The following is a 15034-nucleotide window of genomic DNA, read 5'->3' as shown; positions in this document are numbered from 1 at the left end:
CGGCGGCGCTCGCACGGAGGTGGTGCGCCCGTGAATCGCCCTATCCGCCAGCTCGTCGCGGTCCTCGCGGTCATGTTTTTAGGTTTGGCCGGCTCCACCACCGCGATCCAGTTCTTCCAGGCCGCCAGCCTGAATGCCAACGCGTGGAATGTGCGTACGCTCTACCGCGAATACGGCACCCAGCGCGGTCCCATTATCGTGGCCGGGGACTCCATCGTCTCCTCCCAACCCATCGACGATGCTTATAACTACCTGCGTGTTTACGAGCGCCCGGAGATCTACTCGAACCTCACCGGCTACTACTCCATCGCCCATAACTCGATGACGGGCTTGGAACGCGCCATGAACCCGGTCCTGGGCGGCTCGGATTCCTCCCTGGCCGGTCAACGTATCGAAGAGCTCATTACCGGCTCCCAGCCCCAGGGCGGGGGCGTTGAGCTCACTATCGATCCCCAGCTCCAGGAGGCCGCAGCCGCCGCGCTGGGTAACCAGCGCGGCGCCGTCGTCGTACTTAATTCCCGCACCGGAGATATTCTGGCGCAGGTCTCCACCCCCGGATTCGATCCGAACGGAGTGGCCACGCACGATACCGCGGCCGCGCGCGAGAACTATCAGGCCCTCGAAACCGATCCCGCCAAGCCGCTGATCGACCGGGCTACCGGAGGGGACCAGTACGCTCCCGGCTCGTCTTTCAAGCTGCTCACCGCCACCGCGATGATTGAGAACCTCGGGCTGAACCCCGATTCGCCGGTGGAGGCCCCCCGCACCTTCGTGCCGCCGGGGACCACCCACGATATGTGGAATCCGGGGCAGGCTGCCTGCGGGGACGGCTCCGGGAAAGTCACGCTCACCGAGGCTTTCGCACAATCGTGCAATACGCCGTTCGCGATTGGCGGGATTGCGGTGGGCCCGGAAAAGATGGTCGCGCAGGCCGAAAAATTCGGTTTCAATAGCGAACTGGCCACCCCGCTGCCGGTATCCGCGTCGCGTTTCCCCGCCCCCGCCGATGCCGCGGCGCTCGCCATGGATTCCATCGGCCAACGCGATATTCGGGTCACCCCGATGCAGATGGCGATGGTCGGGGCGGCAATCGCTAATGACGGCGTCGTCATGAAACCGAATCTGGTGCGCCGCACCCTCACCGCGGATCTCGAACCCGTGAGCGAAAGCGAACCGGAAGTGCTCTCCCGCGCAATGAGCCAGCAAACCGCGAGCTATATGCACCAGATGATGGTCAATGAGGTCAAGAACGGCACCGGGTATCTTTTCACCCTCCCCGGGATTGAAACCTCCGGGAAAACCGGTACCGCGGAAATCACGAATGATATCCCCCCGCACGCGTGGTTTGTGGGGAATGCGACCATCGGGGACACGGCCTATACCGTGGCCGTCGTGGTCGAAAATTCGGGCAATGCCGTGTGGGATGGCGACGGTGGCTCCGTTGCCGCACCGCTTGCCCGCACAGTACTTGAAGCTAAGGTGAACTAAGCAGATGCTCAGCAGAAAGGTGACGCGACGTGAATGATATCCCCCGCGTACTCGGCAACCGCTACCAGGTGGGCGAGATCATCGGTCGAGGCGGTATGGCCGAGGTACATCTCGGCTACGACACCCGCCTCTCACGCACGGTAGCGATTAAGATCCTGCGCACCGACCTGGCGCAGGATGCCACCTTCCTGGCCCGTTTCCGGCGTGAAGCGCAATCAGCGGCCGCGCTCAATCACCCCTCCATCGTGTCCGTGTATGACACCGGTGAGGAAACCGTGACCTCTACGGGCGGTACCGAGCTGGCGTTGCCCTATATCGTCATGGAGTACGTCAAGGGCCGCACCGTGGCTTCCCTACTGCACGGTGGGGATCCGGTGCCCATCGGGGAGGCCGTGCAGATTGTGGTGGGGGTGCTCTCCGCGCTGGAATACTCCCATCACGAGGGCATCATTCACCGCGATATCAAGCCGGGCAATATTATGCTCACCACCGGCGGCAAGGTGAAGGTCATGGACTTCGGGATCGCCCGCGCGATTGCCGATTCCGCTGCCACGATGACGCAGACCAATTCCGTGGTGGGCACCGCCCAGTATCTCTCCCCCGAGCAGGCGCGCGGGGAAGTGGTGGATGCGCGCTCGGACCTGTATTCCACCGGCTGCGTGCTCTACGAACTCCTCACCGGGCGCCCGCCTTTCGTGGGCGATAGCGCGGTGGCAGTGGCCTACCAGCATGTTTCCGAAACCCCGAAGCCGGCTTCCCAGATCGCTTCCGATATTCCGGATGCTATTGACCGCGTTGTCATGAAATCCCTGGCGAAGAGCCGCGAGGACCGCTACCAGGACGCCGCAGAATTCCGCGCGGACCTGCTGGCAGCGGCGCGCGGGGAAGGCGTGGACGCCCCGGCGGTTACCTCCTGGAATGCTTACGGGGCGGGGGCGATTGCCGGTGCCGGTATTGGTGCAGCCGGCGTTGCCGGTGCCGCGGGTGCTGGTGCCGCGGGGGCGAATGCCGCGACGGCTGCCACTCAGGCATATTCGGCCGCGAACACGCGCCCCGCTTCCACTACTGCTTATCCCACCGCGACTGCCAGGAGCGCCGGTGGTGCCGCGGGCGGTGCCGGTGCGGGTGCGATGTCTAGTACGACGGCGCAGCCGGGCGGCGCGCCCACCTACCCGGGTGGGTACCCGACGGGCGCCTACCCCGGGGCTTACCCCACGGGCAGCTACCCCACCGGGAGCTATCCGGGCTATGACCCAACGGCCACCGGGGCACAACCGCCGGTAAAGAAGAAGTCCGGTGCGCCTTTCATCTGGGGCGGGGTGGTTTTGCTTGTTATTGCCCTGGGGATTCTCGGCTGGTTCTTCCTATCCGGGCGGGGCGACTCCGCCGAACCGCAACCCACCGAAACCGCGGTGGCGCAGGTGGCGATCCCCGATATGGTGGGGTGGACCGAGGTGCAGGCCAGCCAGCAGCTGACTAGCTTGGGCCTGGAGTTCGTGCGCGGTACGGATGTAGCCAGCGATACCGTGGACAAGGGGCTGGTCGTGTCCTCTAATCCGGCGATGCGGAGCACCGTGGATGTGGGCAGCCGGGTGACCTTGCACTTCTCCTCCGGTCCATCCGCCGTGCAGGTTCCCGATGTGGTGGGGATGAGCACGGATCAAGCCTCCCAGGCGCTGCGCGCGGCGGGGCTGACCGTGGGCGGCATGGAGCAGGTCAACGACCCGAGCGAGGACCGCGACCGGGTGGTATCCACCAGCCCTAATGTGGGTGAAAGCGTGAAGCCAGGCAGCACCGTGAAACTACAGGTGGCCAGCGGCAATGTGGCAGTTCCGGATGTACGCGGAATGAGCGTGGATGAGGCGCGGGCGGCGCTGCGCGATGCGCGCCTCACGGTTGTGGGCCAAAGCGAGCAGGAAGTCACCGATCCGGCGAAGGTCGGTAAGGTCGTGGATGCGAGCATCGCCCCGGGCACCGTGGTGCAACGCGATACCGAGATGCGTATTACCGTGGGCATCGCCCCGGCACCCACTCCCACCCCGAGCACCCCGCCCGCAGGCTCAGGTTCCGGCGGCTCCGGCTCGGGCGGATCGGGAGGCTCCGGCGGATCGGGCGGCGGTGCCCATCCCAATCCCGCACCCACCGGCCAGGGGAACGGGTAAGTAGCTAGCCAAGTTCCGCGAACTTAGCCCGCATCGCATGTTTTTCTGTGATGCGGGCTTTCGCGTTCTATCCATTTACTTAAGATTTCAGTAGAGGGCCCACACCAGGGTGCAAATCTACGCACCATTTTGGCCCGATTTCTGCTCTGAGTTTGCGCTACGCGCCCCCGACCGTCCGGAATTTGCACTATGTTTGCCCGCTGGAGCATCGCTGCCCCGCGGCCGGCGGGGCGTGAGTGCGCAAGCCGGCGCGGCGGGGTGTTTTTTCCGGGATGTACTGCGGATGTCGTACATGCGAAGTACACCCAGGAAAACACATGGCCCCTCCCCAGGTGCTGGTGAGGCGCCCGAGGTAGATGTAAAACTATTGCCGAACAAAGTGGTACTCCAGAACAGAAAATCGGCCGTTGGCTGTAGCTCCAGTACCACTTTGTTTCCAGGGGCGGGCTACTGGCTGATGGTGGTGTCCTGCGGGCGGAACACGGTATTCACCCAGGGGAAAACCCACTCAAAGAGCGCGAAAACAATCGCGGCGATGATGATGAGGGCCTCGATGACCTTCAGCCACGTCGGGCCGGGCAGGTGCCGCCAAATAAATCCGTACATTGTGTGCTCCGTTTCTTCTTCATGTATGTCTACTAGCCTCGCGGCCAACCGGCCGCCTACTTCGCCAGCTCTGCCGGGGCGCCCTCGGCGGCGTCGACCCAATGATCGAGGGTGGCGTAGGTGATCCAGCGATCGCTGGACACAAAGGGCGGATGGCAGGTGGTGATGGTGAGGATGCGCTGGGTGGGTGCCTCCTCCGGCTTATTCGGCACCGGGGCCAGTACGCCCACCTGGGTGGGCGGTACAACCTCGTGCTCACTCACTTTGTAAACGTAGTAGGCGTTCTTCGTTTGTACGATGATGGGGTCGCCGGGCTGAAGCTCGGGCACATCGCGCATGGCCGCGCCGTAGGTTTGGCGGTGCGCGGTGATCGCGTAATTGCCGACCTCGCCCACGTACTGGGTATCCGGGTAATGCCCGAAGCTCCCGGTATCCACCACGGCTTCCAAGTCCACGCCGTATTTGACGGTGTAGCGCCAGTCGGCACCGAAGCGCGGGATGTAAATAATGCCTTCCAGGTCACCCGTACGATTCACGTGATCCGCGGCCGGCGGGGCATCCGTGCGCGGGGTCCCTACCTTAGTGGCCCCCCGCGGATCACCCCATTGCTTATTGACGTTCTCGATCTGCTGGGCCTGATCGCGGTTCGCGCCCAGGTCAGTCCAGTACACCTGCCACACGATGAAGAGGCCCACCACAATACCTGCGGTAATGAGCAGCTCTCCGATCACGCCAATAATGGCGTTGAGGATGCCGCCGCGGCGCCGCGCGGGTGCGGCCGGTCGAGTTGCGGTGACGGTGGCGGTGGCGGCCTGAGCGGGAAGCTGCGCCGTCGTACCTGCACCGGCGGTAGCAGGGCGGTACCGCCCCACAGCTTCGTGCCGCGGAGCGCGAGTGGCGTTCCCTTCCGCCGCACGCTTTCCCGCACGGCGCCCCCGTTCGGGCTGCTGTTCGCGCATAGTCTCACCTTCCACTGCCACCGGATTCGTACTAGAAACAGAATAGTGGTTCCGGCTCGAAAAATGCGGTGAGATAACTCCCCTCATTTTTTACGACGACGCCGCCACTGCGCCCGCGCGCTACCCGCCAGCGGCCGTGCACATGGCCCCGCGCCGGCTTTTGTGAAAAAATACCAGAGGAATCGGGCGATGCAGCGCGCCACCGGGCGCGTTACTTCGTTAGGCTTAGGGGCGGAAGGAACCGCGGAAGGTAGAACATGACAGATCAACAGTACGACGAACCCGAACTTTCGGAAGCCGCCGGCAACGCTGCCCCGGCTCGGAAGTCGCGCAAAAGCGCTGCTCCCTCGGCGAAGGACGTGCGCCGCCCCGGCACCAAACGCGATATTGAAGCGCAGGCCACCCGGGAAAAGGACGCAGCCAAGCGTTCCCGTAAGGTCGCGCAGAAGGATCGTCGCTCGCCGAGCTGGTGGGCGCCGGTGATGTGTACGCTCATGATTATCGGGCTTATCGTGGTGGTACTCGCTTACGTGACGGGTGGCCGCTTCCCCATTCCGGGGTGGAATAACGGCAATCTGTTCCTCGGATTCGGCTTTATGATCGTCGGATTCCTCATGACAATGGGGTGGAAGTAGCCGATGGGGAAAGCAGTGAAGCGGGTCGGTATCCTCACTGCCGGCGGGGATGCCCCCGGGCTCAATGCCGCCATCCGCGGTTTCGGAAAAGCCGCGATGGGCAAATACGGCATGGAGCTGGTGGGGTACCGCAACGGTATTACCGGGCTCGTCAATAACCGCTATATGCCGCTGGATTCGGATTCCCTGGCCGGGATTTTGACGCAGGGCGGCACCATGCTTGGGACTTCGCGCGATAAGGTCCATAAGTTCCCGGACGGTAACGGCGGGTACGTGGATATGATCCCGCAGATCGCCCAGAATCTTGAAGATGAGCACATCGATGCGTTGGTGTGCATCGGCGGAGGCGGAACCGCGAAGAACGCGAACCGGTTGGCGCAGGCGGGGCTGCCCGTCATCCACCTGCCGAAGACCATCGATAACGACATCATGCACACGGACACCAGCTTCGGTTTTTCGACGGCGCTGTCTATCGCCACCGATGCTATCGACCGGCTTCATTCCACCGCCCATTCGCATCACCGTATTATCGTGGTGGAGCTCATGGGGCATCGTGCCGGGTGGCTGACGCTGGGCGCCGGTATTGCCGGGGGTGCCGATATTATTCTTATCCCGGAGATTCCGTATTCGATTGAGTCGTGTGCGGCGTCGATCCGGCGGCGGGCGGAAAACGGGCGGCCTTTCTCCGTGGTCGCCGTGGCCGAAGGCGCACATTCCATTCCGGTGGCAGCCCAACTGGCCGCCGCTAATGATCTGGTGCGCCACGCCCCGACCCCGGAGGCGAAGGAGGCGGCGAAGAGCCACCGGCGTTCCATCGAGGAAAACGAGCGGGAATCTACTTTCCTGGTGGCGCAGCAGCTGGAGGAGGCCACCGGCCTGGAAGCACGCGTGACCATCCTCGGCTACGTGCAGCGTGGAGGAATTCCCGACGCCGCGGATCGGCTGTTGGGAACCGTGCTCGGGAGCGCGGCTGCCGATGTGGTGGCGCACGGGAAATCCGGCGTGATGATTGCCTCCCAGAACGGGCAGGCCGTGCCGGTGCCGCTCGAGGATGTGGCCGGGAAGGACAAGCTGGTCCCGGTGGATCATCCCTGGGTGGCCGCGGCACGCGCCGTCGGTACTAGCCTGGGTGAGGCGATCTAGGAGTACCGCTAGTACTGCTGACAAATATGGGGGCGGCCGCGCCATGTGGCGGGCCGCCCCCTTATTGTTTGTGTTCGCGTGAGTTGGCGCATTACGCCTGGTTAGCGGGCGAACTTAGCGCCACACGTTCGTGCTTAGCGCCGCACCGCCGGGGTATCGGTTCCGTTACCGTCCCAATCACCCACGTACAGTTCGTCGCTCACGCGCCCGTAGCTGAGAACGGAATCAGCGTTTCCGGCACCCAGCGAGTTCTTGACGTAGATGGTGTTACCGCGGCGCACCGCGAAGGTATCGCGGCCGTCACCGTCGAAATCACCCAGGATGGTGGCATCACCGGCGCGCCCGTAGGCGAATACATGATCCGCGATTCCCGAGGAAATGTGGTTCTTCACGAAGTAGGTGCTCCCGCGGCGCACCGCGAAGGTGTCAATGCCGTCACCATCGAAGTCACCGGCGTACACGGTGTCCCCGTAACGGCCGTAGTTAATGACCTGGTCCGCGTTCCCGCTGTGGAGGGAATTGAGGACGTAGAAGGTATTACCCCGCCGCACCGCGAAGGTATCGCGGCCATCGCCATCAAAATCACCCACGAGGATCTCATCGCCCACGCGCCCGTAGCTGAAGGCAATATCAGCGGCACCGCCGTCCACGGAGTTCTTCACGTAGATCATGTTCCCGCGGCGCACCGCGAAAGTATCCGTGCCATCACCGTTCCAATCCCCGACGAGCACCTCATCGCGCGCCCGGCCGTAGGAGAACACCGAGGAGGCCTGGGTGGACGTCCAGTCATTCGATACGTAGAAGACGTTGCCGGTATCGGCCGGGCGCACCGGGGTATCGATCTGGTTCACCAGCTCTTGGGCGCGCAGCACCTCAGCTTCGGCCTTGGCGAGCTTAGCGATGAGATCGCCGGCTTCGGCCATCTTGGCATCAATCTCTTGGAAACGCGCCACGGCCTTTTCCCATGCCTTCTTGGTTTCCGGGAAGGTCTTCTGCGCCTTGAGTGCTTCATCGTAGGAGTGCTTGGCAACGAAGTGAACGCTCCGAGCACTATTCAGAGCTTCCCGGGCCTTGTCGAGCTTTTCGCGCGCGGCCGTATCTTCCTTGCCGGCGTTCGCGCGCTGGAAAGCATCCTGTGCATCCACCACCGCGCGGCGGGCTTCAGGGGTCCCGTGGGTCATATTTTCGCGAGCGCTACCGATGTATCCGTCCAGGCGAGCCAGGTACTCCACGGTGGTGTATCCAGGAAGGTAGCTCTGGCTGAACTTGTCCCCACGCCCGAAAGTATTGCCAAAGAAGTACGTGGGATGCGCGTCATAATCCGCGATGGCGAAGCCGGTCACCACATATTCCGGCTTAATAATATTGAGGTAGTGCCCAATTTTTGGATAGTCGCGTACGCCCCGGTCGTAATCCGCTTTCTCTTGGTCGTACCACAGGGTGAAGGGATCCCCATTGCGGCTGGGCATGGCAGCGATATTCTCGCCGTAATTGAAGCCCCCCACGTGATCGAAGAAGCCGCCGTGCACATTCACATTGGCGTTGATCTGGGCGCGAGCCATAAGAGCGGAGGATATTTTGAGCGGGGCGAGCCCGTGGCGTGCCCGCAGTTCATTGAGCTTATTCACGCGTTGAATCGAGTCGCGCATAAGATCAAGATTCGTGGCATCCCCGGGCTGTCCAAACCGGGTATATTGCGGAATCGGAACGTCGTTCACGGTACCCGTCTCAGAAAAAACTTCGACCGCGGCAGTATCCCCCATGGCCTCGAAGAATCCGAGCGAGCCGCGATTCCAACGGGCCTGAGCTTCCCGCTTGGAGGCTTCGAGCGCAGCATTCGCGCTATCCATCTGGCGTTGCGCTGCGGCCACGGCCGCCGGATCGGGCTGGGTGGCTGCATCGTATTCCGCCTGGGCCTGATCAAATGCACGCTGCGCTGCCGCCAGTTTGGCAACGGCATCATCGTATTTCTTCTTGATCTCATCAAAGTTTTCGACCGCAAGCTTTTCTGGGACATAGCGCGCTTCCCAGGTACTACGCTCCATATCAGCCTTGGCCCATTCCTGCGCGAGCTCGCGCGCTTCGGCCACGTCAATTCCCTTGGCTTCCAGTTCGGCGACGATCGCATCGCGTTCTTTAATGGCTTTCGCCAGGCAAGCGCGCAGCTGGTCCGGGGACATTTTTCCCGCGCCGCACACCAGCCGGGCTGGCTCGTTCGGGGTGGTGGCCGGCAGGACGTGGACTGCCAGCGGGGCGAGAAGTGTTCCCGCCAGAATGAGTGCTGTTGTGCGCATATATGTCTCCTTCGATCAGCGCTACGCTCCCAGGCAATTTTCAGAATATAGGCATGCACGTTGAAAAATAAGTGACCATGCGCACTGTCGCGAAGTCGCCGGGGACAGCCGGTGCAACCCGGAATACACACCCAGCTCAGGGCCCTGTTATCCCCAGCCGGGGATAACCCTGTGGATAATTACATCGATGTTATTTGGGTGCGGATTGCGAGGTGATGGCGTCGTCGTACCAAGAAAGAACGGCGGCGCAGCTTGACGCTCCCCTACCGGTACCCGAAGAAAATCGCGGCCACCAGGAATGCCGCGCCGAGCAGCAACACTGCAATATCGCGGGCGGTGAGCGCGCGGGAGACGTGCCGCCGGCGGGAAATAATAGCCATGAGCAGCGCGCCCATGAGGAGCCCGCCCACGTGGGACTGCCAGGAAATATTGGTGCCGGGCAGGAAACTGATTGCGAGGTTAATGGCAATGACCACCGCCATTTGGGTGAAGCTGCCGCCGAAACGCCGCAGCACCACGAACATCGCCGCGAAAATTCCGAAAACTGCGCCGGATGCGCCGACGGTGCCGGTGTAGTAGTCGATGTCGGTGGAGACCGTGTAGAGGACCATGACGTTCCCGGCCACCGCGCTGAGCAGGTATAACCCCAAGAACCGCCACCAGCCAATCATTCGCTCCAGCACCGAACCGATCAGCCACAGTGCATACATATTGAACAGTAGATGCGTGAAGCCGGCGTGCATGAACGTGGAGGAGATGAAGCGGTAGGGCTCCTCGTGGGCGATGCCGGGGGAGAAAATGAGGACCTGCCCCACGCGCGCGTCGAGCCATTGGGCCAGCAATAGAGCCACATTCACCACGATCAGCGTGATGGTGACATAGGGGATGGGTTTGCGGATCTGAAGACGGCGCTTCTTGGGAACGTTGTGCACTTTCGGCCTCTCTGCGCGGTCATCCCGCTCGACAACTCTGAATCAAGCGTACCGGACGGCGCGGGGGTGTGACCGAGTGGACGGTACCGGATAGGTGCGATACCGGATAGATGCGGAACCGGGTATAGCCCGCAAGCTCTCAACTTAACACTCAACTCAACACTCATGTATGTGAGTGTTGAGTTGAGTGTTGGGATGAGTGTTGAGTAGTGTTCCCGCACGCCGAGCCGCGAGTGCACCTAAGCGCCAGATTGAGCGAGGCGGTAACGCTGCTTCGGACTTGTCTTAGGCTCAGTGCGCTGCACCTGCCCCTCGGTCACCAAGGTATTGAGCACAGCCCGGGTGCCGCCCAGGCTAATCCCGGCAGCTCCCGCGAGTTCGCGGCTGGTAGCACTGGCGTGGGTGCGCAGATATTCAAGAACGCGCTCACGCGAGGACGTTCCCGCCGCGGCACCCTGCTCCGCGGGGGTCATGCGACGGCGCTCGAAGGTGAGGCTGAAACTATCCAACCGGTCGACGGGCAGCGCCGGAGGAAGCATTTCCCGCTCCAGCTGAGTCATGATTTCCTGGTAGCCACTCCCCCGGTTTTCCGCCACAAAACCGCCCTCCTCGAAAGGCGTGGATTCCAGCAGCCGCGCCAGGAATTGATTGCGCGTGGAAGACAGCCCGGTTGTGCCCAGGGAATCAATAGTGACTGTGCCGAATAGCCCGCCCGGATTGATCACTTCCAAACGATCCGCATAAAGGTTCAACTGCACCTGGGTGCCGCGCGCCACCGGAGAATAATCGCGATGCATGAGCGCATTTGTGAGCGCTTCGCGCACCGCAACGAGCGGATAATCCACCAGGTCATGCCGGAAAGCACCGCGCACCACGCCACCCACCCGCATATTTTTTGCGACGACGCCGACACCGTCGGCCACCAGGGCGGGAATAGGACCCGCCAGCGTCCCCGAGTCCAGATGCCGCTGCCCGGAAAGCGAAGAAGCTTTTGTTGATCCCGGGTACACCGCGTAGGTAACCGTGAGGCGGGGGAAGAATTCCTGGGGATACGTACCTAAGCAGAGGAGGCCAGCCAGGGTGGGGTGGGGCTGCCCATCCGGGCCGGTGCCGATAATGCGCAACTGCTCCATCGCGGTTTCATCCGGGAGTTTCCCAAAAATGCGCGGGTGGTTGAGGCGTTCGCGTTCTAGTACCGCGTGGAGGAGGTCTGGGTCTAGGGAATCGAGGCCGGCTTCTTCCACCAGGTCGGTATCCCAATGCGGCTGTGTTTTGTTTTCCAGGAGGCGATCAATTTCGTAGGCGGAAAGTTTGCGGTCCCCATCTCCGGTGCGGATATAGGAACCACCGTAGACATTGCGGGCAGTGACATAGCAGGGTTTATCGCGCGGCTGGAGCGGCGGGATCGCAGCCATGACCAGCGTGGTGTCTCCGTAAGTGGTGTCTCCATAGGGAACCATGGCGATATCCGCGCGGACCGGAGGCGTGAGGCTATCACTGCACACCCCCGCAAGCGCATCGTAAATCCGCGCTGCCGGGAACTTGGGAACCGGTGTGAAACCGCGGGCCTCATCGAGTCCAAGAACAATCAAGCCACCCGAACCGTTGCTGAATGCCGAGAGTCTCCACGATGCTTTTCGGCAAGCCGTGGGCGGCCGCTTTTACCTCGATGTGCTGAGAATCGCGCCCTTGCTGACGAAAAGCCTCAATAAGGTGACCCGTTTCCTCGCTTGTTGTGGGGATGCGCATAGCGCCATCCTACGAGCTCTCAACTTAACACTCAACTCAACACTCATGTATGTGAGTGTTGAGTTGAGTGTTGGGATGAGTGTTGAGTAGTGTTCCCGCACGCCGAGCCGCGAGTGCACCTAAGCGCGGCCGGCAGAGCACACAAAAGCGGGGCGGTACCTGAGTACCACCCCGCTTGCAGAGTTATGCAGTTATGCCGAAAAGCTTGCTTCGCGCTTGATCGCTCGCGCAGCCAGGTGCTTAGTCGATAACCTCGACGGAGGAAATCACCACGTCATTGAGCGGGCGATCATTCCCGCCGGTGGGCACCGCGGCGATCTTATCCACAACCTTGACGGATTCCTCATCGGCAACCTTCCCGAAGATGGTGTGCTTGCCGAGCAGCCACGGGGTGGGGGCCACGGTGATGAAGAACTGCGAACCGTTGGTGCCCTTGCCGAAGCGGGTTCCGGCATTGGCCATGGCCAGCACGTAGGGGGCGTCAAAGTTGAGGCCGGGAGCGATTTCGTCGTCGAACGTATAACCGGGACCACCGGTGCCGTTACCGAGCGGATCCCCGCCCTGAATCATGAAACCGGAGATCACGCGGTGGAAGATCGTTCCGTTGTACAGCGGATCGGTCGAAGCCTGACCGGTGGCGGGATTGGTCCATTCGCGTTCACCGCGAGCTAGTCCGGTGAAATTAGCGACCGTTTCGGGCGCTTCGTTCGGGAAGAGTTCGACGCGAATATCGCCTTCGCTTGTGTGAAAAATTGCTTCCATGCGCTCAAGTCTCGCACACCTCATGGTTTTATGCCACGCGAAAAGCAAACGTGATTCACGTGACAAATGGGGGGCGAAAAGTGAAACAATAGAGGGGTACTCAATCGCAGGAGAATTCTGTGGTTCAACGGTAGGAGGTCAACGATGGCTTGTGGACGAAGCCGCGCGGACAAGCGGGCCAAGAAAGCGCAGCGGGAGGTTGACGCCATTATGGCGAAAATCGATGACCTGCGCAGCCAGGCCGAACGCACCGCAAAGAAAGCCCAGCTCAAGGGCAAGCGGAATCAGAAGAAGTGGGAGCACAAGGCAAAGAGCGCCGCGTCCGATTTCCAGGATTACGCGAAGCTGGCCGGCGAACGCCTGAGCGATTACGCCAATCAAGGTTACGAATGGGCGGCACCACGCGCCCAGGAGCTGGCCGAAAAGGCGAAGCCGTACGTGGAACAGGCGAAGGCTGTGGGCAACGATCTTGCCGAGAAGGCCAAGCCCTACGTGGAGCAGGCCCGCGATAACGCTTCGGAGTTCGTGGAGAACGTGCGCAATGATTACCTCCCGCGCGCCCAGCGTGCCCTGCACGCAGCCGCTGAGGCGGCCAAGGGGGAGGGTACGGTGGCCGAACGCGGTCAGAAGATCGCGCGGGTGGCCTCGCGTGAGATTCAGACTCCCGAACCGGTGAAGAAGTCCCGCGGGAAGGGCCGAGTTTTCGGCACGATCGCTCTGGTTGGCGGCCTTGGGGTTGCGGTCTACTACCTGTGGAAGCGCTCCCAGCCCACGGAGGATCCCTGGGCGGAAGCCTACTGGGAGGATGTGGATGGCGTGAAAGCTCCCGCGGAAGATGCGGAAGCTTCCGTGAAGGCCGGTGCTGAGGAGGTTGCGGAAACTGCGGAAGACGTTGTGAACGACGCCGCAAGCGCAGCCGGCGACGTGGCTGATAAAGCCAAGCGTGCTGGCTCCCGGGCTGAAGATGCCGTCAAGGAAGGCGCGCACGAAGCCAAGGATGCGGCCGAGGATGTAACCGATAAGGCCAAGGAAGCAGCGCAGCACGCGGCTGACCAGGCCAAGGACATCGTCGAGGATATTGTGGAGAAGTAGAGCTATCTCAGCGGGCTCGCCCTTTCGCGAAAAATAGGGCAGCACTAGCGAGCGCGGCTCGGGCATATATCAGCCCGGGCCGCGCTGTTTTATTCGCCGGCCAGCAGCTCCTTGACCCGCGGAATGACTTCGGTGCCGAAAAGCTCGATGGAGGAAAGATTTTGCTCGTGGGGCTGCGAACCATAAGAAACCTTGAGGTCATAGCGGGTAGCGCCCAGTTCGCGCATCCCGGTGGCGATTTTACGCGCCACCGTTTCCGGGGAACCAACCGCAAGCGCCCCATTTTTCACTTCGTAGAGGAAAGCTTCGCGGGAGGGCGGGCGCCAGCCGCGCTCCCGCCCGATCCGGGAATTCGTTTCCACGTAGTAGTCGAAGAAGTCAGCCACGGCTTCCTCATCGGTGCGAGCAACGTAGCCGTATGAGTGGTAGCCGACCTCAGCTGCGCCGTCGTTCCCGAACTGCTCCCAGGCGCGCCGGTACAGGTCCGTGAACGGAACAAAACGTGCGGTGGGGCCACCAATAATGGCGAGCATGAGCGGCAGCTTGTAATGGGCGGCGCGCACCACCGATTCCGGGCTGCCGCCCACGGCCACCCAGGTGGGCAGCGGACCGTGTTCGAGTGGCGGGTAGAGGGTTACGGCGCTCAGCGCTTGGGTGTGGGGCCCGCCCTTCCAGGTGACGGGCTGGCCGTTGCGCGCGAGGAGTTCGGTGAGTAGGGAGAGCTTTTCGTTGAAGAGATCCTCGTAATCGGCCAGGTTGTATCCGTACAGCGGGAAAGATTCGGTGAAGGAGCCGCGGCCCACCATGAGTTCGGCGCGACCGTTAGCAAGAGCATCCACGGTGGCGAAGCGTTCGACCACCCGGACCGGGTCGTCAGAGCTGAGGACGGTCACGGCGGAGGAGAGGCGGATGTGCTGGGTGCGCGCGGCAATCGCGGCGAGGACTACATCGGGGGCGGGGATTGCGTAATCGTCGCGATGGTGTTCACCGATATTGAAAATGTCGATGCCGACCTCTTCGGCACGCACCGCTTCGGCCACCACATTGCGCACCACCTGCGCGTGGCTGAGCTTGGTACCGGAGGCATCGGCAGTGACGTCGCCAAAAGTATCGATTCCGAAGGTGTAGGTCATATCAGGTCCTTTCGAGGGCCGGGTGAGATCCGACGGGCCGGGCCAAACTTCCAGTCTGAGCTTAGCCACAGAACGAGCC

General features: G+C 62.2%; 12 protein-coding genes. 5 read left to right on the top strand and 7 right to left on the bottom strand.

All coding sequences use genetic code 11. The annotated features are described in order from the left end of the window. The coding region (locus tag AC5RK6_RS02480; protein ID WP_493926349.1) for a penicillin-binding transpeptidase domain-containing protein at positions 1-1488 on the top strand (1488 nt) is incomplete at its 5' end. 29 nt (positions 1489-1517) lie between these two features. Further along, entirely contained in the window at positions 1518-3650 is a 2133-nt protein-coding gene (gene pknB / locus AC5RK6_RS02475) for a Stk1 family PASTA domain-containing Ser/Thr kinase (RefSeq protein ID WP_320757931.1), read from the top strand. Positions 3651-4097: 447 nt separating this feature from the next. On the opposite strand, the gene AC5RK6_RS02470 is transcribed toward pknB, so the two are convergent. Both AC5RK6_RS02470 and AC5RK6_RS02465 read right to left on the bottom strand, forming a co-directional pair. Then, a complete protein-coding gene (locus AC5RK6_RS02470; protein WP_016442087.1) occupies positions 4098-4256 on the bottom strand; it encodes a hypothetical protein in 159 nt (52 codons plus the stop codon). A gap of 56 nt (positions 4257-4312) precedes the next feature. Continuing rightward, the gene (locus AC5RK6_RS02465; protein WP_320757930.1) at positions 4313-5215 is read right to left on the bottom strand and encodes a class E sortase; all 903 of its coding nucleotides are present in this window, start codon (positions 5213-5215) and stop codon (positions 4313-4315) included. Between the two features lie 257 nt (positions 5216-5472). On the opposite strand from AC5RK6_RS02465, the gene AC5RK6_RS02460 reads away from it, so the two are divergent. Continuing rightward, positions 5473-5850 (top strand): cell division protein CrgA, encoded by a 378-nt coding sequence (locus AC5RK6_RS02460; RefSeq protein ID WP_320757929.1) that lies wholly within the window; start codon positions 5473-5475, stop codon positions 5848-5850. 3 nt (positions 5851-5853) lie between these two features. Further along, the gene (locus AC5RK6_RS02455; RefSeq protein ID WP_016442084.1) at positions 5854-6993 is read left to right on the top strand and encodes a 6-phosphofructokinase; all 1140 of its coding nucleotides are present in this window, start codon (positions 5854-5856) and stop codon (positions 6991-6993) included. 134 nt (positions 6994-7127) lie between these two features. Here the strand turns inward: AC5RK6_RS02455 and AC5RK6_RS02450 are convergent, their stop codons facing one another. From AC5RK6_RS02450 to AC5RK6_RS02435, 4 genes are all read right to left on the bottom strand, one after another. Then, the gene (locus AC5RK6_RS02450; protein ID WP_320757928.1) at positions 7128-9287 is read right to left on the bottom strand and encodes a CAP domain-containing protein; all 2160 of its coding nucleotides are present in this window, start codon (positions 9285-9287) and stop codon (positions 7128-7130) included. A gap of 263 nt (positions 9288-9550) precedes the next feature. Then, complete coding sequence (locus AC5RK6_RS02445; protein ID WP_320757927.1) at positions 9551-10219, bottom strand: rhomboid family intramembrane serine protease; 669 nt, start codon at positions 10217-10219, stop codon at positions 9551-9553. Positions 10220-10458: 239 nt separating this feature from the next. Next, complete coding sequence (locus AC5RK6_RS02440; RefSeq protein ID WP_320757926.1) at positions 10459-11811, bottom strand: ATP-binding protein; 1353 nt, start codon at positions 11809-11811, stop codon at positions 10459-10461. A 397-nt stretch (positions 11812-12208) separates the two neighbouring features. Next, a complete protein-coding gene (locus AC5RK6_RS02435; protein WP_087070133.1) occupies positions 12209-12730 on the bottom strand; it encodes a peptidylprolyl isomerase in 522 nt (173 codons plus the stop codon). A gap of 144 nt (positions 12731-12874) precedes the next feature. Between AC5RK6_RS02435 and AC5RK6_RS02430 the strand changes: the two genes are divergently transcribed. Further along, positions 12875-13822 carry a hypothetical protein gene (locus AC5RK6_RS02430; RefSeq protein ID WP_320757925.1) on the top strand — a complete coding sequence of 316 codons (948 nt, stop codon included), beginning with the start codon at positions 12875-12877 and terminating at the stop codon, positions 13820-13822. A gap of 89 nt (positions 13823-13911) precedes the next feature. Here the strand turns inward: AC5RK6_RS02430 and AC5RK6_RS02425 are convergent, their stop codons facing one another. Then, the gene (locus AC5RK6_RS02425) at positions 13912-15024 is read right to left on the bottom strand and encodes an Atu2307/SP_0267 family LLM class monooxygenase (RefSeq protein WP_493926347.1); all 1113 of its coding nucleotides are present in this window, start codon (positions 15022-15024) and stop codon (positions 13912-13914) included. Between the last annotated feature and the right edge of the window lie 10 nt (positions 15025-15034).

This window comes from Actinotignum sp. usb-actsch-213 (assembly GCF_059085665.1).
This window is presented reverse-complemented; position numbering and strand designations above follow the sequence as displayed.

What these genes read in the sequence shown, in the direction of transcription:
- AC5RK6_RS02470 (WP_016442087.1), bottom strand. Translation starts at nt 4,256, where the DNA reads ATGTACGGATTTATTTGGCGGCACCTGCCCGGCCCGACGTGGCTGAAG.
- AC5RK6_RS02465 (WP_320757930.1), bottom strand. Translation starts at nt 5,215, where the DNA reads ATGCGCGAACAGCAGCCCGAACGGGGGCGCCGTGCGGGAAAGCGTGCG.
- AC5RK6_RS02460 (WP_320757929.1), top strand. Translation starts at nt 5,473, where the DNA reads ATGACAGATCAACAGTACGACGAACCCGAACTTTCGGAAGCCGCCGGC.
- AC5RK6_RS02455 (WP_016442084.1), top strand. Translation starts at nt 5,854, where the DNA reads ATGGGGAAAGCAGTGAAGCGGGTCGGTATCCTCACTGCCGGCGGGGAT.
- AC5RK6_RS02450 (WP_320757928.1), bottom strand. Translation starts at nt 9,287, where the DNA reads ATGCGCACAACAGCACTCATTCTGGCGGGAACACTTCTCGCCCCGCTG.
- AC5RK6_RS02435 (WP_087070133.1), bottom strand. Translation starts at nt 12,730, where the DNA reads ATGGAAGCAATTTTTCACACAAGCGAAGGCGATATTCGCGTCGAACTC.
- AC5RK6_RS02430 (WP_320757925.1), top strand. Translation starts at nt 12,875, where the DNA reads ATGGCTTGTGGACGAAGCCGCGCGGACAAGCGGGCCAAGAAAGCGCAG.